This window comes from Aerococcus agrisoli (genome assembly GCF_003797145.1).
GTDB lineage: Bacteria > Bacillota > Bacilli > Lactobacillales > Aerococcaceae > Aerococcus > Aerococcus agrisoli.
On sequence record NZ_RKMG01000001.1, the window covers coordinates 78,929 to 102,329 of the forward strand.

At 38.3% G+C, this 23,401-nt stretch carries 22 protein-coding genes; 20 read left to right on the top strand and 2 right to left on the bottom strand.

Features of this window, described 5'->3' with window-relative positions:
- Window positions 1-67: 67 nt before the first annotated feature.
- The 15 genes from EF384_RS00310 (at window position 68) to whiA (ending at window position 16,762) form a co-directional block, all read left to right on the top strand.
- A complete protein-coding gene (locus EF384_RS00310; protein ID WP_123779016.1) occupies window positions 68-1,216 on the top strand; it encodes an exonuclease SbcCD subunit D in 1,149 nt (382 codons plus the stop codon).
- A 1-nt stretch (window position 1,217) separates the two neighbouring features.
- Window positions 1,218-4,448: an AAA family ATPase gene (locus EF384_RS00315; RefSeq protein WP_123779017.1), complete on the top strand. Its 3,231-nt coding sequence runs from the start codon at window positions 1,218-1,220 to the stop codon at window positions 4,446-4,448.
- A 115-nt stretch (window positions 4,449-4,563) separates the two neighbouring features.
- Window positions 4,564-6,039: a DUF4097 family beta strand repeat-containing protein gene (locus EF384_RS00320; protein ID WP_123779018.1), complete on the top strand. Its 1,476-nt coding sequence runs from the start codon at window positions 4,564-4,566 to the stop codon at window positions 6,037-6,039.
- A 2-nt stretch (window positions 6,040-6,041) separates the two neighbouring features.
- Window positions 6,042-6,224, top strand: a complete 183-nt coding sequence (locus EF384_RS00325) for a PspC domain-containing protein (RefSeq protein ID WP_123779019.1) — start codon at window positions 6,042-6,044, stop codon at window positions 6,222-6,224.
- 12 nt (window positions 6,225-6,236) lie between these two features.
- Complete coding sequence (locus EF384_RS00330; protein ID WP_123779020.1) at window positions 6,237-6,551, top strand: PspC domain-containing protein; 315 nt, start codon at window positions 6,237-6,239, stop codon at window positions 6,549-6,551.
- A gap of 2 nt (window positions 6,552-6,553) precedes the next feature.
- The gene (locus tag EF384_RS00335; protein WP_123779021.1) at window positions 6,554-6,901 is read left to right on the top strand and encodes a phage holin family protein; all 348 of its coding nucleotides are present in this window, start codon (window positions 6,554-6,556) and stop codon (window positions 6,899-6,901) included.
- A gap of 176 nt (window positions 6,902-7,077) precedes the next feature.
- The gene (gene hprK / locus EF384_RS00340; protein ID WP_123779022.1) at window positions 7,078-8,004 is read left to right on the top strand and encodes an HPr(Ser) kinase/phosphatase; all 927 of its coding nucleotides are present in this window, start codon (window positions 7,078-7,080) and stop codon (window positions 8,002-8,004) included.
- 15 nt (window positions 8,005-8,019) lie between these two features.
- Window positions 8,020-8,880, top strand: coding sequence for a prolipoprotein diacylglyceryl transferase (gene lgt, locus EF384_RS00345; RefSeq protein WP_123779063.1), 861 nt, complete (start codon window positions 8,020-8,022; stop codon window positions 8,878-8,880).
- Between the two features lie 12 nt (window positions 8,881-8,892).
- Window positions 8,893-9,945 carry an NAD(P)H-dependent glycerol-3-phosphate dehydrogenase gene (locus EF384_RS00350; protein ID WP_123779023.1) on the top strand — a complete coding sequence of 351 codons (1,053 nt, stop codon included), beginning with the start codon at window positions 8,893-8,895 and terminating at the stop codon, window positions 9,943-9,945.
- A gap of 45 nt (window positions 9,946-9,990) precedes the next feature.
- A complete protein-coding gene (gene galU, locus EF384_RS00355; protein WP_123779024.1) occupies window positions 9,991-10,863 on the top strand; it encodes a UTP--glucose-1-phosphate uridylyltransferase GalU in 873 nt (290 codons plus the stop codon).
- Window positions 10,864-11,051: 188 nt separating this feature from the next.
- Entirely contained in the window at window positions 11,052-11,933 is an 882-nt protein-coding gene (gene trxB / locus EF384_RS00360) for a thioredoxin-disulfide reductase (protein WP_233569990.1), read from the top strand.
- A gap of 185 nt (window positions 11,934-12,118) precedes the next feature.
- On the top strand, window positions 12,119-13,843 hold the full coding sequence (locus EF384_RS00365) for a phospho-sugar mutase (RefSeq protein ID WP_123779026.1): 1,725 nt from the start codon (window positions 12,119-12,121) through the stop codon (window positions 13,841-13,843).
- Between the two features lie 45 nt (window positions 13,844-13,888).
- Window positions 13,889-14,776: an RNase adapter RapZ gene (gene rapZ / locus EF384_RS00370; RefSeq protein ID WP_123779027.1), complete on the top strand. Its 888-nt coding sequence runs from the start codon at window positions 13,889-13,891 to the stop codon at window positions 14,774-14,776.
- On the top strand, window positions 14,770-15,792 hold the full coding sequence (locus EF384_RS00375; RefSeq protein ID WP_439647001.1) for a gluconeogenesis factor YvcK family protein: 1,023 nt from the start codon (window positions 14,770-14,772) through the stop codon (window positions 15,790-15,792). Before rapZ ends, EF384_RS00375 begins: the two co-directional genes overlap by 7 nt.
- A gap of 25 nt (window positions 15,793-15,817) precedes the next feature.
- Entirely contained in the window at window positions 15,818-16,762 is a 945-nt protein-coding gene (gene whiA, locus EF384_RS00380) for a DNA-binding protein WhiA (protein WP_123779029.1), read from the top strand.
- A 362-nt stretch (window positions 16,763-17,124) separates the two neighbouring features.
- On the opposite strand, the gene EF384_RS00385 is transcribed toward whiA, so the two are convergent.
- Window positions 17,125-17,505, bottom strand: a complete 381-nt coding sequence (locus tag EF384_RS00385; protein ID WP_123779030.1) for a single-stranded DNA-binding protein — start codon at window positions 17,503-17,505, stop codon at window positions 17,125-17,127.
- 262 nt (window positions 17,506-17,767) lie between these two features.
- Here EF384_RS00385 and EF384_RS00390 point away from each other — a divergent pair, with 262 nt between their 5' ends.
- From EF384_RS00390 to EF384_RS00405, 4 genes are all read left to right on the top strand, one after another.
- The gene (locus tag EF384_RS00390; protein ID WP_123779031.1) at window positions 17,768-18,490 is read left to right on the top strand and encodes a response regulator transcription factor; all 723 of its coding nucleotides are present in this window, start codon (window positions 17,768-17,770) and stop codon (window positions 18,488-18,490) included.
- A 2-nt stretch (window positions 18,491-18,492) separates the two neighbouring features.
- Window positions 18,493-19,935 carry an ATP-binding protein gene (locus EF384_RS00395; protein WP_123779032.1) on the top strand — a complete coding sequence of 481 codons (1,443 nt, stop codon included), beginning with the start codon at window positions 18,493-18,495 and terminating at the stop codon, window positions 19,933-19,935.
- Between the two features lie 121 nt (window positions 19,936-20,056).
- The gene (locus EF384_RS00400; protein ID WP_123779033.1) at window positions 20,057-20,707 is read left to right on the top strand and encodes a VanZ family protein; all 651 of its coding nucleotides are present in this window, start codon (window positions 20,057-20,059) and stop codon (window positions 20,705-20,707) included.
- The gene (locus EF384_RS00405; protein ID WP_123779034.1) at window positions 20,700-21,920 is read left to right on the top strand and encodes a class I SAM-dependent rRNA methyltransferase; all 1,221 of its coding nucleotides are present in this window, start codon (window positions 20,700-20,702) and stop codon (window positions 21,918-21,920) included. The genes EF384_RS00400 and EF384_RS00405 overlap by 8 nt, the downstream gene beginning before the upstream one ends.
- Window positions 21,921-22,010: 90 nt before the next feature.
- Here the strand turns inward: EF384_RS00405 and EF384_RS00410 are convergent, their stop codons facing one another.
- Window positions 22,011-22,433, bottom strand: coding sequence for a cupin domain-containing protein (locus tag EF384_RS00410; protein ID WP_094518145.1), 423 nt, complete (start codon window positions 22,431-22,433; stop codon window positions 22,011-22,013).
- A 254-nt stretch (window positions 22,434-22,687) separates the two neighbouring features.
- Between EF384_RS00410 and EF384_RS00415 the strand changes: the two genes are divergently transcribed.
- Window positions 22,688-23,389 (top strand): ABC transporter ATP-binding protein, encoded by a 702-nt coding sequence (locus EF384_RS00415; protein WP_094518146.1) that lies wholly within the window; start codon window positions 22,688-22,690, stop codon window positions 23,387-23,389.
- Window positions 23,390-23,401 lie beyond the last annotated feature (12 nt).

Sequence of the window (23,401 nt, forward strand, 5' to 3'; positions counted from 1 at the left end):
GATGTGAAGTATCATGACGCTCATAGTGTTTTTATCTAGCAGAAATTGCAGAAAGTAGGTTGATTACGTGAAAATTATACATACTGCCGATTGGCATATTGGCAAAATCGTAAATGAGCATCCTTTAATTGAGGATCAGGCAGCCATTTTAGAAGACTGGTTAAATCAAACAATTGCCTTAGCCCCAGATTTGGTTATTATGGCTGGCGATTTATATGACCGGACATTGCCAAGTCGCGATGCCGTTCAATTAGCCAATCAACTGTTGACACGTATGACCCGCGAATTAAACTGCCCAATTTGTATTATCTCTGGAAACCATGATGCAGGCGAACGTGTTGCTTATGCGAATGACATTTTAGCTAACCAGGGCTTGTATATGATTGGTTTGCCAACACAAGAAATTGCAAAAGTTTCAACTGAAGAAGCAGATATTTACTTACTACCTTTCAGTGATCACTTGACCCTTAAACGCATTTATCCAGATGAAACCATCCATAGTATTGAGGATGCAACACGCGTTCAAGTGAAAGCAATTAAGGAACAATGGGACCAAAGTCGCTTAAACATCGTCTTATATCATGGTTATGTTACAGCTAGTAGCATGGCCAATCCTGGTGAGGATTTAGAGAAATCAAAATCAGAACGACCTTTGAGTATTGGAACGAGTGAATATGTCCCAACAAATGTTTTCGAAGGCTTTGACTATGTTGCCTTGGGACATTTACACGGCAGTCAAAAAGTAGGATCTGAGCGTATTCGTTACTCAGGATCTCCTTTGAAATTTTCAAAATCTGAAGTCAACCACCATAAAGGATTCTTAGAAATCGACTTGGATAAAGCTAATGACAGTATTGAGGTGACTAAGCACGAATTAGTGCCAAAAATCGATATGCGGGTGATTCGAGGGGAATTCGAGGACCTTTTAGCTGGGAGTTCGGATGATTATATCTTCTTTGAATTAACGGATGAGTTCACACAACACGAAGCCATGAATCGCTTAAAACAACGTTATCCCAATGCGATGAGTTTGGAATATACGGCTTTGAAAAATGAGCAAAGTATCAACCATACTGCAGAACGTAAAGTGTTTCAGGAAAAACCTGTATGGGACCAGTTTGGTGATTTCTATGAGGCAAATACTGCTAAAGAATTGTCAGAATACCAAACAACAATCGTCCAAGATGTATTTAAAGAGATTTTAAAGGAGGACTAATATGAGACCCTTAGAACTTGAAATCCAGGCGTTTGGCCCATATAAAGAAAAGGTCACACTTAATTTCACCGATTTAGTCAATCAACATTTATTTCTAATTACAGGGCCAACAGGTGCAGGTAAGACGACGATTTTTGATGCTATTGTGTATGCCTTGTATGGTAAAACTTCGGGTTCATCACGAAACGTGAATGAGCTAAAATCACAATTAGCGGATGATGAAACAGTCTCATATGTGTCCTTAGTTTTTGAAATCCATGGAAAAACTTATACGATTAAACGAATTCCTAAACAACGCCGACCACAAAAACGAGGCAAGAAAATTTCTGAACAAGCGGCAGAAGTGTCACTTGAAGGGGAAGATTTTGTATATACAAAAACAACCGAAGTTGATACCAAAATCCAAGAAATTCTAGGTTTAACAGTGGATCAATTTCGCCAAATTGTTATGCTACCTCAAGGTGAATTTAAAAAATTGCTAGAATCAAATTCGGGTGATAAAGAAACTATTTTACGAAGTATTTTTAACACAGGATATATCGAAAAATTTCAAGCATCACTGGCAGAAAAGTATAAAGAGGCAGCCCAAGAAGTTGGGGTTTTGAAAAAACAAGTTGATGCGGGTAGTCAGGCTTTCATTCAGTTTGCAGACCCAGAAGTGACGATTGAGGTAGCCGATGAAACGGTAGCAATGCAAGGTGAAAATGACGATACAGCTGATAGTCAAACGAGCACAAGTCTAACTGAAAAAGAGTGGGTAGAAAAAGCTGTAACGCTAGGTAACCACTCTGAATTAGCCGCGTGGGCACAAGAAAAATTAGACTTTTTCAATCAAAAGATTGCTACTTTCGATGCTGAAATTCTTGCGGCTGACAACAAAGGGCGTGCGACAACCGAGAAAATTCAATTATTGGACGCCGCCGAGAACCTGGTTATTCGCAGACAAGCATTAGCAGAGCGTGAGCCAGCAATTCAAGACTTACGTGTGGCTTATCAAAAATATCGGGAGAGTGCCAATAGCTACCAAGTCCACAAACAAATTTTGAATTACCAAACTAGCAAAAATCAAATTGAGCAACAGTTACAAATGTCTAGTGATCAATATACAGAGGTAACGAAGCAAAAAGCAGCAATTGACCAATCTTTTAAAGAGTGGCAACCCTTTATCGATAAAGTGCCTACACTTCGTCAAGAAATTCAAAATATGGCAGTTGCTAAGAACCAGTGGCAAAGATACCACAATGATGTCACTAACTTGCAAGCGAAACAAACATTGAATCAAGATCTTATCGCGAAGGAAGGGACCTTAACCCATCAAATCGATACCTATCAAAAAAATGATTTAGCCAATCTCCAAGCAGACTTAACTGATAAGCAAACTCGTTTGGCACAAGTTAGTGATTTAAGTCCGTTTGAAAAAGACTACTTATCTAAAAAACAAGAAGTTCAAATTATGGCTGATGAATACGAAAAAATAAAGACCTTGAGGAATGGCATTTTTACGAATTATCAACAAGGGCAAGATGAATATGCTAAATATGTACAAACCTATAATGACGGAATGACTTTATCAAAGCAATATAACGATAATATGGCTGGTGAATTGGCTAAGAAATTAGTTGACGGGCAACCTTGTGCTGTATGTGGTAGTGTGCATCATCCATCGCCAGCAGTACTTCAGTATGCTGAAGTTACTAAAGAGATGGTGAATGCCAAGATGACTGAGTCACAAAATATGTTTAATCAGTATACTGTTACTTTTGAACGAGGCAAGTCACAACAAATGGAGTTGGATCATTTGATTTTTAAATATCTTCAAGAAGCGTCAATGGCTAGCAATATCGATCAGATGAATGCACAATATCCTGATAACGAATCAAAGGTGAATGCTTTTACATATTTGCAATCCCAATATGGGCAACAGTTATCTGCTGCAGAGAATGTCTATAATGCGAAAAAGACAGAAAAAACTCAGTTAGAACAAGCTGTAGTATCAGCTCAAGAAGCCCTTAATAAGGCTAATAGCACGCTTCAAAGCATGCAAATTTCTCTATCAAGTGTGAAGGGACAAATTGCAAGCAACCAACAAAGTATTCAAACAACACAAGCAGAGATTGAACAAACAAAAACACAATTAATTGGCGAATCATTGGAAGCCTTGACAGCTCAATTTAACAACAAAAATGCTGAATTAACACGTACAACAGATGCAGAGAAAAATTTGACTGCCAGCTTGAACGCGGTAACCAATGAATTAACCAAATTAGAAGCGCAAATGAATAATTTGCAGGCACAATTGCAACAAACTAACCAACAACTCGCTCAATTAGATGCATCGTTAAAAGAGATGCTTACACAAGGTAAATTCAGCCTTGAAGAAGTAATTGCCATCCATGAATCCAACAATAACTGGGGGACGATTGAAGCACAGATTAAACAGTTTGATCAAGATGCCTATGTATATCAAAATGAATTCCAGAAAAATGAAACTGCTATGGCCAACGCCTCAATTGACGACACGAAAGAGAATTATCAAGCTTTAGTAGTTGAAATCCAAGCAAGCTTAGCCCAATTGAGATCTGAAAAAGACACACTCATTGGTATTCGGGCACAACTTTCTCAAAGCTTGCTTCAATTTAATCAGAATTTACAAGCCTACCAAGATAAAGGTCAACACTATGGTGAATTGGAGCGCTTAAATCAAGTTGCTAATGGTAAAGTGAATGAATATGGCAACATTTCCTTTGAACGCTATATTCTAGGTTTGTATTTTGATGAAATCCTATCATTTGCGAATGCCCGTTTGTTAGAAATGACGCAACAACGTTATATTTTCAAACGAAATATCGAAGGTAAGGGTGGAAATGGCGCGAAGGGACTAGATTTAAATGTCTTTGATTACCAAGCAGGCGCTGAACGAAGTGTACAATCATTATCAGGTGGTGAAAGCTTTAAAGCAGCCCTAGCCTTAGCAGTAGGTCTATCCGACGTTATTCAAAATGAAGCGGGTGGAATTGAGATTGGTACCTTATTCGTAGATGAAGGTTTTGGTACGCTTGACCAAGAGTCATTACAACAAGCAATTGAAACCTTAACCGACTTACAACAAGCTAGTGGTCGTATTATCGGTATTATTTCCCACGTAGAAGAATTAAAACAACAAATTCCAGTCCACCTTCAAGTAGATAAGAGCGAACAAGGTGCTACAGCAAAATTCACTGGTCTTATATAAAACTGCCAAAAATAAGTAAATGCGAAATTAGGGCTATAGACCTATGACAAGTACTCCGCAAAATTGCACAATATAGCTATCAAGGGAAGTACAAAACAACTAGGAGGTTGTCATTATGTCAAACGATAAAGAACGCATTTTAAAACTTGTAAAAGACGGCATGTTAACCAATGAAGAAGCAATTATCTTATTAGAAAACAGAGCAAATCAAAAAACTGAAACAACAAAAACTGAAAAAACGGTGGCAGATCAAGAAGTAGAAAAAGATGTCTTAGATGATTTCTACGCTGAATGGTCAGCAGATAAGGAAGCAAGTAAACCTGACTACAGCGGACGTGACCAAAAAGTTGCAATCCAAAAAGAGTTAGAATCAAATCTTGCTGCTAAATTGACTGAACGTAATCAACTTGAAAATAGTGTTGAAAAAACACAAGGTACCAATATTCAAATTGATCGTTTAACTGAAGAAATTAATCAGTTATCTGAGCAAATTGAACAAGTGAAAGCTGATATCGCAAAAATCGATATAGAAAATCCTAAAGTTGCCACTGATTCTGCAGATACAACTGAAGAGGCAACTAATGAAACTGAAGAAACAACAACTTCTCGAAATACAAATGATTATGACTACAAAGATATTGTGAGTGATTTATTTAATAAAACACGTACGGTTATCGACCAAGTGCAAGACAAATTCAGTAAAACTGTGAAGTTTGAAAAAACTAGTGGCGGTATTCCAGTACCTAAATTAATCACACATGCTTTTGAAGCAGCTTATGATTTTGAGGCTCCTTTATCAATGGTCGATATTCAAATTGCCAACGGTAATGTTACTTTAGAAGGTTGGGATCAACCAACAAGTAAAATGACTGTTACTGGTAAATTGTACGGTGATTTTGAAGAAGCAGATGCTAAAACAGCATTTGAAAATCGCGTAAACTTGAATTTTGTGGAAGGTGCTTTAACCTTAAACATGATTTCTCGTTTTATCCAATCAGATATTCTATTACAAGTACCAAATGAACGTCTAGATTATTTAAAACTTAGAACGATTTCAGGTCCGGTAAATGTAACAAATGTAGATACCAATGATGTTTATATCCAAACTGTGGACGGCCAAATTCAATTAACAGATTTCACCGCTTCAATGATTGAAGTGGATACGAAAAATGGTCAAGTCTTATTAGGCAACGTGAATGCCTTAGACTTAGTAGCCAAATCACTGAATGGTAATCAACGTCTAAAAGGACATGTTGAAAATGTATTAATGAATACCTTAAATGGTGATATTATCGTAACCATGTTTGAAACCCCATTAGTTCGGGCACAAGTCGACACGAAAAACGGTAATATTAAATTCAATATGCCAGCAGCAACAGCTGTTGACGGCATTGCGCAAACTATGCAAGGCGAAATCATGTTCCGCAGTGATCATTTCAAGAGTCAAACACAAACTAATGAACAATGGAGCAAAGAAAAAGCCTTCTATCATGAAGTTGCTGGTGAAAAACCATATCGAGTGAATCTTAAAACGTTACATGGTAATATTCAGGTGAAAGATGATGCAGATATTCGTAAAGGAGATGCATAATCATGACAGGGAAACTAAAAAAATCAGTCAATGACAAGTGGTTATTTGGTGTTTGTGGTGGTATAGGTGAGTATTTTAATGTATCAGGTAATTTAGTCCGAATTATTGCGGTACTAATTAGCTTGACCCAGTTCCCAGTGTTCATTTTGTATATTATTTTGGCATTGATAATGCCATCGAAATAGGAGGAGATTGACATGGCAAAAACATTGACGAAATCTAACAGCAATATCATGGTTGATGGTGTGTGTGCAGGGATTGCAGAATATTTTGATATTGATCCAACGATTATCCGCGTACTTTTTGTAGTTATTAGTATTTCTGGCGGTGCAGGTATTTTGGCTTACATTATTCTGGCCTTGATTATGCCACGCGCTAGCGCTAACCGTAATGACGGTGGTCCACGTGTACGTGAAACCAAACCGTTTGATGATTCAGAGGATATCAATTATAATAAAAAAACTAAAACAAATGATACTCCGAATGAGGAAGAAAGTTGGCGTGATTTTTAATTATGAGACGTTTTATATTAGCAACACTGATTGATGCGTTAGGATTGATGGCAATTTCTTGGTTGTTGGCACCGAATGTTTACGTTGCTGATTTCTGGTCAGCAATCTTGGTAGCTATCGTATTGAGTATTGTTAATTCAACAATTCGTCCAATCGTAAATCTATTAGCATTACCGTTAAACATTATTACTTTCGGTCTATTCCGTTTAGTCGTAAATGGGTTAATGTTTATCATTGTAGGTCTGTTCTTCCCAACATCCTTTGTCTTTAGCAGTTTCATCTATGCCATTATCGCGGCATTTCTGTTTGGGATGTACCACTGGTTCTTTGAACAGTTTATGAAAGATTAAGTAAATCAAATCAATATATGTAAGGTTGAAGTAGTTAAAATACTTCAACCTTTTTCTTTTGCGGGCAATTATTTTTATAAAGATTGTTTTTCGCAATATTTTAAACAATCCAACTGCCCATATGTATTGAATATGGTAAAATGGTTACAAAGTGACGTGAAGAAAGGAACTCGAGTATGACAAAGGTAACCGTAAAAGACCTTGTAGACCAATTTGATTTTAAAATCGTTTCTGGTGACGAGTATTTAGATAGAGAAATTATCACTAGTGATATTTCCAGACCAGGTTTGGAGATTACTGGGTATTTTAACTACTATCCATCAGAACGTGTCCAACTATTTGGCCGAGCAGAATTCACTTATTTAAGCAAGATGACAAGTGATGAACGATTATTGATTATGCGCCGTTTAGCGCGCGATGACACACCACTATTTATTTTTTCAAGAGGGCAAGAGCCTGAATATGAGGTCTTACAAGCGGCAGCTGAAAATCATATTCCTGTCCTAAGTTCCACAACTACCACGACGCGTTTATCTAGTAATTTAACAGAATTCCTTCATTCCTTGTTAGCGGAACGTATTTCTAAACACGGTGTATTCATTGATGTTTATGGGTTGGGAATCTTAATTACAGGACATTCTGGTGTTGGTAAATCAGAAACAGCTTTGGAATTAGTCAAAGGTGGTCACCGTTTAGTAGCGGATGACCGTGTGGATTTCTATCAACGTGATGATACAACCATCATGGGTGAGGCACCGGAGATTTTACGTAATGTGATGGAAGTACGAGGGCTTGGCATTATTGATGTGATGACCTTGTATGGTGCAGGTGCTGTGCGTAAAGAACAACAGCTGAACTTGATTATTGACTTACGTGAATTGAAGAAAGATTCTACTTTTGACCGTTTAGGAACGGCCGAAGAACGTGAGCGCATTTTGGATGTGGATATTCCGAAAATCGCGATTCCAGTCCAAACTGGACGGAATATTTCTAGCATTATTGAAGTTGCAGCGATTAATTTCAGAGCGAAATCGATGGGATTTGATGCAGCGAAGATGTTTGACGAGCGCTTAACGAGACTGATTAATAACAACACGAATTAGAGGAGAAATAAATTGATGATGAATATTGCTGCAATCGATCCAGTGGCCTTTAGTATATTTGGTTGGCCCATTCGCTGGTACGGTATTTTTATTGGCGCTGCCATTTTAATCGCCTTAACCTTAGCGTCTAGAGATTTCCGCCGTAAGGGTTGGGATGAAGAATTTATCTTAGATGCAGCGATGTGGTCAATCTTGATTGGTTTTGTTGGTGCGCGTATTTATTACGTACTATTTGAACTAGATTATTATTTACAAAATCCAGGTGAAATTTTACAAATATGGAACGGTGGTATTGCTATCTATGGTGGTGTGATCGCCGGTGGTTTAACGCTTTACTATTACTCTAAGGCGAAAAAAATGGATCCACTTTTTGTGATGGATACTGTTGCACCCTACCTATTATTGGCCCAAGGTATTGGCCGTTGGGGAAATTTCGTTAACCAAGAGGCGCATGGTGGTGAAGTGACGGAATCATTTTTACGCGACACCTTACATTTACCAAACTTTATTGTTGAGGGTATGAATATTGATGGTGTTTACTATCAACCGACTTTCCTATATGAATCTGTATGGAACTTCATTGGGGTAGCCATTATTCTATTCCTACGTTCTCGTAAAGAGACATTGCGTATTGGTGAAACCACCTTGTTATACCTTATTTGGTACTCATTCGGTCGTTTCTTCATCGAGGGATTACGTACCGATTCGTTAATGTTTGGCCCATTCCGTGTGAGCCAAGTGTTAGCCGGCCTATTATTTATCGCAGGTATTTTCATTTTTATGTCACGTCGATTAAACGACAAACATTATGATTACTATAGTGAACACAATGGACCAGCTTACAAAGCAAATGCTGGTAAATCAGATAAAGCATAAAGGAGCGGTTGCATGACAGCCAGAAAAATTGCGGTACTCGGTGCAGGTTCATGGGGTACAGCCTTGGCAATGGTCTTAGCAGAGAATGGCCACGATGTTCGTTTGTGGACACATCACCAAGATCAAGCCGATGAAATGATAGCTACAGGCAAAAATGCTCGCTATCTTCCAGATTTACAATTACCTAAAAATATCAGTATCACAAGTGATTTAGCACTGGCGCTTGAGGGTGCAGAACTGATTAACTTCGTGGTACCGACAAAAGCAATGAGACAAGTGGCATCGCAAGTTCTTGCTGTTTTCCAAGAAGCAGGCGTTACAAACTTACCAATTTTGATGCATGCATCAAAAGGGCTTGAACAAGGAAGCCATTTACGCATCTCCCAAATTTTAGAAGATGTTTTTTCACCTTTAGGGGAAGCAAAAGTTGTTGTTTTATCAGGCCCAAGTCACGCTGAGGAAGTAGCCCAACATGATATCACAGCTATTACAGCTGCAGGGACAGACCAAGTAGCATGTGATTTCGTCCAAGAAGTGTTTATGAATGATTACTTCCGTGTCTATACCAATCCTGATATTATTGGGGTAGAACTTGGTGGCTCGTTGAAAAATATTATTGCCCTTGGTGCAGGTGCACTTGTTGGTGCAGGTTTTGGGGATAATGCCAAGGCTGCACTTTTAACCAGAGGTCTCGCTGAAATTACGCGACTAGGTGTAACAATGGGCGCTAATCCATTGACCTTTATGGGCTTATCTGGTGTGGGCGACTTAGTGGTTACCGCAACAAGTGTTCATTCGAGAAACTGGCGTGCTGGTCAACAAATTGGTCAAGGCCAGTCTGTTGAAGAAGTGGAAGCACATATGGGTATGGTAGTAGAAGGTTTAGCAACTGCTGTGTCGGCCTACGAACTTGCTCAAGAAAAAGGCGTAGAAATGCCGATTACCCAAGCCATTTACTTGGTCATTAAAGAAGGTTTAAGCATTAAAGAAGTAGTAACAGCCTTGATGACCCGTGAACGCAAGGGTGAATTACAATTCGAAGATAATTTAGCTGATTTATTCTAAAATCACTCGCCTAGTGCGATACATATAAAATTGGAGGATGTAAATATGACAAAAGTACGTAAAGCGATTATCCCGGCAGCGGGTCTTGGTACACGATTCTTACCTGCAACAAAAGCAATGGCTAAAGAAATGTTGCCAATTGTGGACAAACCAACGATTCAATTTATCGTGGAAGAAGCAATTGCTTCAGGTATTGAAGATATTTTAATTATTACTGGTAAAAGCAAACGTCCAATTGAAGACCACTTTGACTCAAACGTAGAATTAGAATCAAACTTAGCAGACAAGGGTCGTGATGATTTACTAGAAATCATTGGCGAAACTGTTGGTTTGAACCTATTCTTTAAACGTCAATCTTATCCAAAAGGGTTAGGGGATGCAGTATTACAAGCCAAAGCGTTCGTTGGGGATGAACCATTTGTTGTTATGCTTGGTGATGACTTGATGGTGGACGAAGTACCTTTAACAAAACAATTAATTGATGCGTATGAATTAACACATGCATCTAATATTGCCGTAATGCCTGTACCACATGAAGATACAGACAAATATGGTGTGATTGATCCAGAAGCACAATTTAACGAAACTATTTATAATGTGCGTCAATTTGTGGAAAAACCAAAACCAGAAGATGCCCCATCTAACTTAGCGATTATCGGTCGCTACTTATTAACACCTGAAATCTTCGAATTGTTAGAAACACAAGAAGAAGGTGCGGGTAATGAAATCCAATTAACAGATGCCATTGACCGTTTGAACAAAACGCAACGTGTATTTGCTTATGAATTTAAGGGACGTCGTTACGATGTTGGGAACAAATTAGGATACATGCAAACAAGTATTGAATACGGCTTGCAACACCCTGGTGTTAAAGATGGCTTGAAAGATTACTTGTTGTCAATTGAAGACCAACTGTAAGCTTTTTGGACAAAATAAATGATTGGAAAGATTGTGGCTTGCTTGAGCGAGTTACAATCTTTTTCGCTTCAAACATGGTAAAATAGAAATTGAACGATATATAAAATGAAAAGAGAAAGGATGTGTACATTTTGGCAGAAGAAACAAAACAATTTGATGTCGTAGTCCTTGGTGCTGGACCAGCAGGGATGACCGCTGCCTTATACGCATCACGGGCTAACTTGTCCGTAGCATTAATTGAACGAGGCGTTCCTGGTGGGGAACTAATGAACACAGCAGAAGTAGAAAACTACCCAGGATTTAAGAGCATTATGGGGCCAGACTTAGCAACAGATATGTTTGAAAGTGCTATGCAATTTGGTGTTGCACATGAATTTGGTACTGTAAAAACAATTACGCCTGGCGAAGGCATTCATACCATTCAAACTGATATGGGCAAGACTTACGAAGCAAAAGCTGTAGTCATTGCAACAGGATCAGTTCACCGTAAATTAGGTGTACCTGGTGAAGAACAATACGCCGGTCGCGGTGTATCTTACTGTGCTGTTTGTGATGGTGCATTCTTCCGTGATAAAGAAGTCAAAGTTATCGGTGGTGGGGACTCTGCAGTTGAAGAAGGTACTTATTTAACACAATTCGTTAAGAACGTAAATATCGTTCACCGTCGTGATGAATTACGTGCACAAAAAATCTTGCAAGACCGTGCTATGGCGAATGATAAAGTAGATTTCACTTGGGACACAGTTGTCAAATCTATCAAAGGTGACGACAAAAAAGTAACCACTCTTGAAATGGAAAACGTAAAAACTGGTGCCGTAACAGAAGTACCAGCTGACGGAATCTTTATCTATGTAGGCTTACTACCAAATACTGAAGCCTTCAGAGACTTAGGTATTACCGATGAAGAAGGTTGGATTATTACGGATCAAGATATGCATACAAGCATTCCAGGTATCTTCGCTGTTGGAGATGTACGACAAAAGAAATTACGTCAAATTTCGACTGCTGTTGGTGATGGTGCCATGGGTGGTCAAGAAGCTTATAATTACATCGAAAGTTTAAATGACTAATGATATAAGCAAGGTGAAGGGAGGTTGAGCCAAGTAGGGTTCAGCCTCTTTTTTTGCCTATAGATATGATCAATGGCGATGCCATAATTTTTCTCATAGCTATGTGCTTTGATATATCTTTTTTCATAATATTTGATACAATAAGAACAAAGATGTTATCGCTTTATTTTAAGGGAGGCCACATGATGGATTGGAAAGAAACTTATTTACAATGGAAAAACTTTGATGCGCTAGATGCTGATTTAAAAGCAGATTTAGCAGCCATTGAAGGCGACGAAAAATTGGTTGAGGATGCTTTTTATCAACCATTAAGTTTCGGTACTGCTGGTATGCGTGGCGTGTTAGGCGCTGGTATCAACCGTATGAATATTTATACCATTCGCCAAGCCACTGAAGGATTAGCTAAATTGTTAGAAGACTACGGTCAAGACGCTAAAGACCGCGGTGTAGCGATTGCTTATGACTCTCGTCACATGTCTCCTGAATTCGCTATGGAAGCAGCCAAAACTTTAGGGGCACACCAAATCAAATCTTACGTATTTGAATCGCTACGCCCAACGCCAGAATTATCATTTGCGGTACGTGAATTAAATGCCTTTGCGGGTATCATGATTACTGCAAGTCATAATCCAGCTGACTACAATGGCTACAAAGTTTACGGTGAAGATGGTGGACAAATGCCACCAGTTGACGCTGATGCAGTGACTGCTAACGTGCGTGCAGTTGAAAATCCTTTAACAGTTGAAGTTGGAGACGAAGCTGCTTTGAAAGCGGAAGGCCTAATCAACATTATCGGTGCGGATATCGATAAAAAATACTTAGACTTATTGCAAACAGTCATCGTTGACCAAGATTTAATCGATGAAATGGCAGACCAAGTGTCTATCGTTTATACACCGCTACATGGTACAGGACAAATGCTAGTTGAAAATGCTTTAGCAAATGCCGGTTTCACTAACGTAACTTATGTTGCTGAACAAAAAGAAGCAGATGCAGATTTCTCAACTGTAAAATCACCAAACCCTGAAGAAGCAGGGGCATTTGAATATGCAGAACGTTATGGTAAAGATAACGACGCAGATATCTTAATCGCAACTGACCCGGATGCAGACCGTATGGGTGCAGCTGTGAAATTACCAAATGGTGACTACCAAGTAATTACAGGTAACCAAATTGCCGCTTTGATGACGCATTACCTATTAACTGCAAAACAAAATGCAGGTGATTTACCTGAAAATGGTGTGATCTTGAAATCTATTGTTTCAAGTGAAATGCCAACAACTATTGCCAAATCATTTGGTGTTGAAACAGTCAACGTGTTAACTGGTTTCAAATTTATCGCAGAAAAAATCAAAAACTATGAAGAAGACAATTCAAAAACTTTCTTATTTGGTTTTGAAGAAAGCTACGGTTATTTAGTGAAAGCTTTCGTTCGTGATAAAGATGCTGTTCAAGCAACCTTATTATTAGCTGAAGTAGCTGCTTTTTACAAAAAACAAGGTAAAACAGCATACGATGGCTTACAAGACTTATTCAAGGAATTTGGTACATTCCAAGAGAAAACAATTTCTGTGACTTTACCAGGACAAGAGGGTGCAACGAAGATTGAAGCTATCTTAGCAAAACTTCGTGGTGAAGGTTTAAGCGAAATTGCTGGTCAAAAAGTAGAGGTAACAGAAGATTATCTTGAAGATAGCCGCGTATTTGCTGATGGCCGTTCTGAAGCTATGGGCATGGAAAAATCAAACGTATTGAAATATTATTTAGCAGATGAAACATGGATTGCCGTTAGACCATCAGGTACTGAACCAAAAATTAAATTCTATATTGGTGCAGTTGCAGATTCAAGTGAAGCAACACAAGCCAAAATTGAGGCTTATGAAGCAGCTTTAAATGAATTAACTGCCTAAACGTTCGAGGTAAGACAGTTTCCCCTATGAGGAGGAAAAAACAAATTGAATGATCAATTAAAATTAGTCATTATTACAGGTATGAGTGGTGCGGGTAAAACTGTAGCCCTTCAAAGTTTCGAAGATATGGGGTACTTCTGTGTGGACAATATGCCACCTTCTTTACTACCAAAATTCTGGGAATTAATTAAAGAGACCGGAAAAATTAGTAAGATTTGTTTGGTAATCGATTTACGTTCACGTTCATTCTTTGATGAACTAATGGATGAAATCGCAGGCATGGATAATACCAATACTGTTGAAATGTCGATTATCTACTTAGAAGCCGACGAACAAGCCTTAGTTTCACGTTATAAAGAAACACGCCGTTCTCATCCATTACAAACAGACGGTGTTTCTGTACTTGAAGCTATTCGTCGCGAAAAAGAAATCCTTAGCGATATTCGTACAAAGTCTTTAGTTATCGATACATCCGATTTAACACCACGTCAATTCCGTGAAAAATTAAACGCCGAATTCAGAACTTCTGACGTAGATACCTTTACGGTGAATGTGATGTCATTTGGCTTTAAGTACGGTTTGCCAATTGATTCGGATATTGTTATGGATGTACGCTTCTTGCCAAATCCCCACTATATCGATGAATTACGTCCTTTAACAGGACTAGATGCACCTGTATATGATTATGTAATGTCTCAACCAGAATCTGAAGTTTTCTACCGTAAATTTACGGACTTATTAGATTTTGAATTGCCGTTATATGAAAAAGAGGGTAAATCAAGTTTGACGATTACGATTGGTTGTACAGGTGGTCAACACCGTTCAGTTGCCTTTACTGAACGTGTTGCACACCATATTCAAGACCAAGGATTCAAAGTCAATATAATCCATCGTGATCGCAATAAAAGAAAAGAGTCGATGAATAGATCGTGATAAATCAAAAACCACCAATTAAAAAAAGACGACCAAAAGTAACGGTCATCGGTGGTGGGACAGGCTTGCCCATTTTATTAGAAGGGCTAAAAGCAGCCGATTGCGAAGTAACAGCTATTGTCACAGTCGCAGATGATGGCGGTTCAAGCGGTTCATTACGAAACGCTGTGAATACTATCCCACCTGGAGATATTCGTAACTGTTTGATTGCCTTATCTGATATGAAAGATATATACAAAGATTTCTTCCAGTATCGTTTTGGAAATGAAGACAAAGAATTCTCTGGCCACGCAATTGGGAACTTAATCATTGCGGCCATAGCTGAAATGAGAGGCGATGTTTTTTCAGCGCTTCGTTTATTGTCGTACATGATGGAAGTTGATGGTAAGGTATTGCCAGCATGTGAAGAGCCCTTGATTTTACAAGGGCACTTTGCTGACGGTACCATGATTGAGGGCGAGACAGCCGTTGTAAGCCATCCAGACCAAATCCAACATGTTACAGTACGTTTAGCTAACGAAGACCCTACAGGACCAGTTCGTCAACCTCAGGCTGGTCGTGAAGTGGTGTCTGCAATTATGCAAGCAGATACTGTCATTTTAGGGCCAGGATCCCTATTCTCTTCTATTTTGCCTAATGTAGCAATTGAAGATATTCGAAAAGCAATTGTTGACACGCCCGCCAAAGTTGTCTATATTTGTAATATCATGACACAACTTGGTGAGACAGAACATTTTTCTGATGCCGACCATGTGCGAGTGATTAATGAACACTTGGGTGCTAAGGCGATTGATACCGTCTTGATTAACAAAACCCCAGTGCCATACGAGTTTTTAGAAAGCGCTAGTGAGAAAGATTATTTGGTGCAAATTACGCACGACCGTAAAGGGTTAGCGGAACAAGCAGCACAAGTGATTGGGTGTGACTTCCTGAATATTGAAAAATCAGGTGTTTATCATAACCAAGACAAACTAGTAGATTCTATTATGGACGTTATGAAAGATACAGAAAAATAAGAGAATATCAGAAAGAGGTGAGCTGATGGGTTCGTTCGCAGGAGATGTGAAGAAAGAACTCACCCAGCTAACAGTGGATTATGAGCACGCCCGTTCAGAATTAGCAGCAATTTTACGTATGAACGGTTCAATTACCATTATGAATGGCCAATTGACCCTAAACGTACAAACAGAAAATGCCGCCATTGCACGACGAATCTACACACTGTTGAAGGAGTTTTTTCATACCAATGGTGAGTTGGTTGTTCGTAAGAAAATGAAATTAAAGAAAAATAATATCTACATCGTGCGTGTGCAAAATCATGTGGAAGAAATTCTAAAAGATATGCATATCCTAGATCAGTTAGTGATCAATCCTAATATTTCGGAAGAAATGATGGAAAATGATCAACGAAGTCGTTCTTATTTACGTGGGGCTTTCTTAGCGGGTGGTTCAGTAAATAATCCTGAAAAATCTTCTTATCATTTAGAAATTTATTCAGTTTATGAAGAACACTGCCAAGATTTAGTCACCATGATGAATAAATATAACCTGAATGCGCGCTCAGTTGAACGTCGCTCTGGTTATATTGCCTACTTAAAAGGGTCAGAACAAATTGCTGATTTCTTAGCTTTAATCGGGGCAACTGCCTCTATGCTAAAATTTGAAGATATTCGAATTGTGCGCGATATGAGAAATTCGGTAAACCGTATTGTCAATTGCGAAAATGCCAATTTGAATAAGACAGTTACGGCTGCTTCAAAACAAGTAGAAAATATTGAATTGATTCAATCCACTGTTGGTATTGGTGAATTACCAGAGAAATTGCAAGAAATTGCTTTATTACGTCTGGAAAATCCGGAAGCAAGTATCAAAGAATTAGGTGAACTCGTTGAGGGTGAGCCAATTTCTAAATCAGGTGTAAATCACCGCTTACGTAAAATTAACCAATATGCTGAACAATTAAGAGGTTCAGTAGTGAGTCGATAGACAAGTAAAAACGTTGGAATTTAGCTGATCAGGCTAAGTTCCAACGTTTTTTTTGTGAGAATTTTTGTCGTATATAGATAATCTGTGTTGCAGGTTTAAAATATGGTTGAGGTGGGCGACAAGTGGCTATCTACCCGTTGATAGCCGGATGTCACCGCTAAACATTTTTGAGGTAAATGTTTGATAATCTATTTTAAGAATGGAAGAATGATTCATTAAAAATTTTAAGCTTAGAAAATTGAAGGTTCAATGATGAGTTGAATGCATGTAATTAAATAACAACTCGAAAAATGTGTATTTCAGAAGGATGAGCAAAGTTGGAAAGCTGCTATGAACGAACTATAGGGATGAGTCAGTTATGGCTATTCTACAACCAAGGTTTCGATATTATCCAAGATTTGTTGTTCTTGGGTACGTGCTTGGTCTGTAGCAATTTTCTTGCGTAAGAACTGAACTTCAGAAACCAGTACTTCAACAGTGGACACATTTTGTCCTTGTTTTGTTTCAAATTGGCGCATGCGTAGTTGACCAACAATCGCTAATTCGTCGCCTTTTTGCATATAGGCATGGATAAGTTTGGCTGTGCCATTCCAAGCCGTGATAGGGATGAAGTCAACGTAATCAACACCGTCTTTACTTTTACGGTTGATAGCAATCGCATTGTTGATGACTTGACGGTTGTTTGATATTTCAGTCAATTCAACATCACGTGCGATTCGACCAATTAATTGGACTTGATTCATTTTTTAGCCTCCTTGTAAGTATTTGAAACAAGAGGATTACACCCTCCACTTAATATATACGTATTATGTTCTCGAAATCTGCGAAAAAAATTCAAATTCATATGTTATTTTGTAAATTATGACAAAATTTAATAGAAACTAGACGGTGATTAGCCCAATTTAGGGTACAATATAAAAGAGATAATAATGGTATTTCGTCGGATTTCTTTGAACTCAAATGACTAATATATAAAACTTAAGAAGGTTTAGGAGGATATTGAGCATGAATATCTTAATGATTGAAGACAATGAGAGTGTTGCTGAAATGATGAGCATGTTTTTCGAGCAACAAAAAGGTTGGGAAGCAACTTTTATCCAAGATGGAGAAGAAGGTTGGCAGTACTACTTAGCGAATGAAGCTGCGATTGAAATGATTATCTTAGATTTGAACTTACCAGGTAAAGACGGGATTCAAATCTGTCGGGATATTCGTAAACAAAATAAATTGGTGCCTATCATCATGTTAACTGCCCGCGATGCGGAAAGTGAACAAGTATTAGGTCTTGGTCTTGGTGCAGATGACTATGTGACGAAACCATTTGATCCAATTACTTTTATGGCGAGAATGCGTGCTTTATACCGTCGTAGCCAGTTAACTGAAGAAATTGCTAAAGATGGTGAAGTTGAAAATGCGAGCCAATACGATATTGAAACGAAATTTATACGCATTAATAGCCAGAATCGTGAAGCCTTCTTTGAAGATAAATTGATTGAACATTTAACACCAAAAGAATTTGAAATTTTACAACTATTGGCTAGTCATCCGAAACAAGTTTTTACCCGTGAACATTTATTGACGACACTTTGGGAAGATCCTTTCTATGGAGATGAACGTACAGTTGATGCACATATTAAAAAACTACGTCAAAAAATGGAAGAATATGGTCCACAGTTGATTCAAACAGTGTGGGGAGTAGGGTATAAATTCGACGAAACTGGTGTTTAAGTATGAAGTTAAACTTTTTTTACCAACAAATACTGAGTTTTCTGGTGGTAATCGCAGTGACCATTGCTGCGATGGGGGTAACCTTGTTTTCTTTTTCCAGAGACCAAGTGTTACTACGTCAGGAACAACAACTAAATGATATTGCTAAATTTGTTGGTGGTCAGACCATTACGACGGATTTCTTAGCTTCTATGGAGCCTTTGTTATCTTCATCAAATATGAAATTATTTTATTTCGATGCGAATAATAATTTGCTGTATCCAACGGAAGAAGCTGAAGAAATTCCGACAAATCAACTATCTGATGAAGCTTTGGCAGATTTGCAGAACGGTAAACCTCTAGGCTTACAAAGTTTTGAAATGGGTTTTGCTGAGAAAAATGGCGATGCGCTAGCTATTTTCATGCCACTGACAAGTGCTGAAGACCAGTCTTATGCGGGGTATTTGGTATTAGGTGTGCCATCCAGTCAATCGGATGCGATCATCGACAACTTAATGCAGAATGTGTTGAAAGGCATTGCGATTGCCTTAATTATTGCGGTACTATTCAGTGTATTTATCGCGGGTTATCAAAATAAACGTATCCGACGTTTGCGAGAGGCAACCCAACAAATTGCGCAAGGCGACTATTCGGTACGCTTAGAAGTGAGTAACATTGATGAGTTTGATGATTTAGCGGAGGATTTCAATCAGATGGCCCTATCCTTAGAGAAATCTGAAGTTGAAATCGACCGTCAGGAAAACATTCGACGTCAATTGATGATGGATGTGGCACATGAAATCCGGACACCGCTAACAACAATGATTGGTCTCTTAGAAGGATTGCGCCAAAAGGTACTACCTGAGGATAAGATTGATCGCAGTGTTGACTTGATGTACAAGGAAGCGAATCGCTTGAACCGTCTAGTAAATGAAAACTTAGATATTGAAAAAATTCGTTCTAATGAAATTGTTTTATCGAAGAGCAATTTCAATGCTGGAGATGTTTTACGAGATATTGCCTTGCAACTAACGGAAAGCGCCAAAGCGAAACATACTGTATTTGATGTCGATGTGCCGGATAATGTACCAGTCTATGCCGATTACGATAGATTCCATCAAATTATCTTTAATATTGTGCAAAATGCGGTACAATTTACCAATGATGGAGAAATATATTTGAGTACACTCTTCCAAGACGGGAAGACTTATATTAAAATAAAAGATTCAGGTATGGGCATGACGAAAGACCAAGTAGAAAATATTTGGGAAAGATTTTATAAGGCCGATATTTCACGAAAAAACAATGAATTTGGTGAATCAGGTTTAGGCCTTTCCATTGTGAAACAATTGGTTGAGCTACATAAGGCTACGATTCATGTTGAAAGTGAAGCGGGCGTTGGTACGATCTTTACGCTTGTTTTCTTAAGTCGCGAATTATTAGCACAACAAGCAGATGCAAAATAAGGAAAAGAAGAAGTTGAGTAAAAGGCTTTTATGATAGGGGCAAGGACCCTATATTTGTTTCGACAAGTAGCATGTGAAGTATAGATACTTGGCTCAACTTCAACAAAAGGATTGAATAGGTATGTATTTTTTAGGACCACTCCTTGAGTGGCTAAGAGACCTATCGAATGGACGCATCCTGAACTTTCATTTGGTGGAACTCTCGATTTTTAGTTTAGACAAAACAATTATATATATGATTGCTTTGTTGGTGATTCAAGCAAGCTATCTCATTTACAAAAAGAGAAAGCAAGACAATTTTACAATCAATTGGTTTCGCGAATTGGTGAAATTTGTCTTCGTCACATATATGATTTTATTAGTCCATTTAACGGTCTTGCGTTATGATTGGATGTGGTGGCAAGACAGTTTCAATTGGCACCGATCTTTTGATGAATTAAATTGGGTACCATTAGTTGATACAATCAAGTTAACCAAAGGTTCTACCTTTTCATATTGGTATAATTTCTTTGGTAATATCCTTTGGTTTATGCCATTTGGGCTTGTGGTGCCCTATATATTTAGAATGAAGCATGCTTTTTTCAAAACTTTATTTTGGGGATTAATGTTTAGCTTATCAATTGAAACGATGCAATTTTACTTAGAAACCGGCGTAAGCCATATAGATGACGTCATTTTTAATGGCGCTGGGGTAATTTTGGGTTATCTCATGTATGATGTATTACAAATAGGACACATGTATTTTAAGAGGAGAAGAAATAATAATGGCTAGAAAAAGCGCACAATTACCAAAGAAGGAACTTCGTAAATGGGCAACAGTCCAGGTTAAGAAGGGCCAAATTTTATTAACAGAAAAAGACTTCGTAAATCCACCACAATTTACTGAAGGTGAATTGGTGGAAATTATTGGGATTGACCACGAATTCTTAGGTTATGGTTATATGGCCAAACAACAAAAAGGTGTTGGTTGGATTTTAACAAGAGACCAAAACGCGGATACAGGTTTGTTGGATAATTTAGTATTTGTGCAAGAAAAATTGCAAGAAGCTAAGAACCAACGTCAAAGCTTATTAATCGATGATACAACAACAGCTTTCCGTATTTTCAACGGTGAAGGTGATGGTATTGGCGGTTTCACAATTGATTGGTATGCTGGATATGCCTTAATTCAATGGTATTCAGAAGGTATCTACCGTTACCGTAAAATTATTTTAGAAGCCTTGAATAATGTATTCCCTGAATTAAAGGGCATTGTTGGTAAAAATCGCTTTAACTTAGATGGTAAAGCAGATTTCCCACAATCAGAAATTCTAGCTGGGGATATTCCAGAAACATTAACTGTTCAAGAAAATGGTGTGAATTATGTTGTACGTCTTGATGATGGCTGGATGACAGGTATCTTCCTGGACCAACGTAATGTTCGTAACTTTATTCAATCTGAACTTGCACCAGGCAAAACAGTCTTAAACATGTTCTCATACACGGGTGCCTTTTCAGTGGCTGCTGCCTTAGGTGGTGCAACTGAAACCATGAGTGTTGACGTAGCCAAACGTAGCCAACAATTGACTGAAGAACAATTCCAAGCGAATGGTCTTGAAATTGGTGAACAACATAAAGTTCGTGTGATGGATGTATTCAATTACCTAGACTTTGCTAAATCACATGATTTACGCTTTGATATTGTGATTCTTGATCCGCCTTCATTCTCACGTACCAAAAAACATACCTTCCAAGCAACGAAAGACTATCGTAGCTTAGTGGCTGATGCGTTATCAATCTTAAACCGTGGTGGTTACTTGGTAAGTTCTACTAATGCAGCAAACATGTCAAGAGAAGACTTTATCAAGCAAATTGGTGAAGGTTCGGACGATGCACATGTGGATCTTGTGCCTGTAGAATCATTCAGTTTACCAGCAGATTTCCCTGCACCTAAAGGTAACCCAGAAAGTGACTACCTAAAAGTAGAAATTTTCCAAAAAGCATAACATAAGGGCTATCCTTTGAAACGAAATATGCAGCATGTAAAAAAGCTAGGACTTCATAGGTCCTAGCTTTTTTGAATGGATATATTATGATTAATGTTCGTTTGGATCGTTACGTGCGTCGTCATGGGTAGGGTGGATTGTTCCTGGTACGTGGTCGGGACCTGCGTAAATTGTGTACAATTTCAATGGTTCATCACCTTTGTTTGTGATGTTGTGCCATTTGTTAGCAGGAACAAATACTGCGTCATCAGCACTTACTTCTTTTTCGAAGTCTAAGTTGTCTTCAGTTTCCCCAATTTGGCATAATCCTGTACCTTGTTCGATACGGATAAATTGATCGATACCATGGTGAACTTCTAAGCCAATGTCATCGCCAGGAAGGATATTCATTACTGTTACTTGTAATTTTTCGCCTGTCCAAATTGTCGTACGATAATTATCGTTATTGATTGTTGTTTCTTCAATGTTAGTTACATGTGGTTGTTTACCATAATCTTTTTCGTCAATTGCCATTGTAAAAACCTCCTAATTTTAGTGCATATAGTAATGGATACTATATAATTAATTATATACCTTGCATATCGAAAACACAAATGAAATGGGGTTCAAAAATGTTGTTATTAAATCATTTTTTGACACAAAGGCGTCTTCATGCAAGTCTTGAGAATATTGACGGATGGGGCTTTTTGGCTTTCCTTTTTAAAATAGTATATGATAGTTATAGTAGATAAATATATATTAAGATGAGTGAAAAGAGGAAAAAATGTATGTCATATATCAAATTAAAGGATGTCGTGAAACAATATGGTTCAGGTGACACAGCCATCTTAGCCAATGATCATGTGAACCTAGAAATTGAAGAAGGAGAGTTTGTTGTGATTCTCGGACCATCAGGCGCGGGGAAATCAACACTACTGAATATTCTAGGTGGAATGGATGCTGTTACGTCAGGCGATGTGATTGTTGCTGATAAAAATATTGCTGGCTATGATGAAAAAGGTCTGACGAATTATCGTCGTGATGAGGTTGGCTTTATTTTCCAAAATTATAATCTCATTCCCAATTTAACAGCACTAGAAAATGTAGAAGTCTCAGAAGAAATTTCTAAAGATTCCCTATCAGCAGCGGAAGCGTTGGAAGGTGTGGGGCTTACCAAACGTAAAAATAATTTCCCAGCACAATTATCTGGTGGGGAACAGCAGCGTGTGTCGATTGCACGTGCAATCGCGAAGAACCCTAAACTCTTACTGTGTGATGAACCAACAGGGGCATTGGATTATGAAACAGGGAAAAAAGTACTCGGTTTCTTACAAGATTTAACCACTGATCATGGAACGACTGTCGTCGTAATTACCCATAACCAAGCGATTGCACCAATGGCTGACAGAGTGATAAAAATTAATGATGGTACTGTGTCCTCCCAAGAATTAAACGAGCACCCAACACCAATTCAAGAGATTGAATGGTAAGGGGGCGAATGT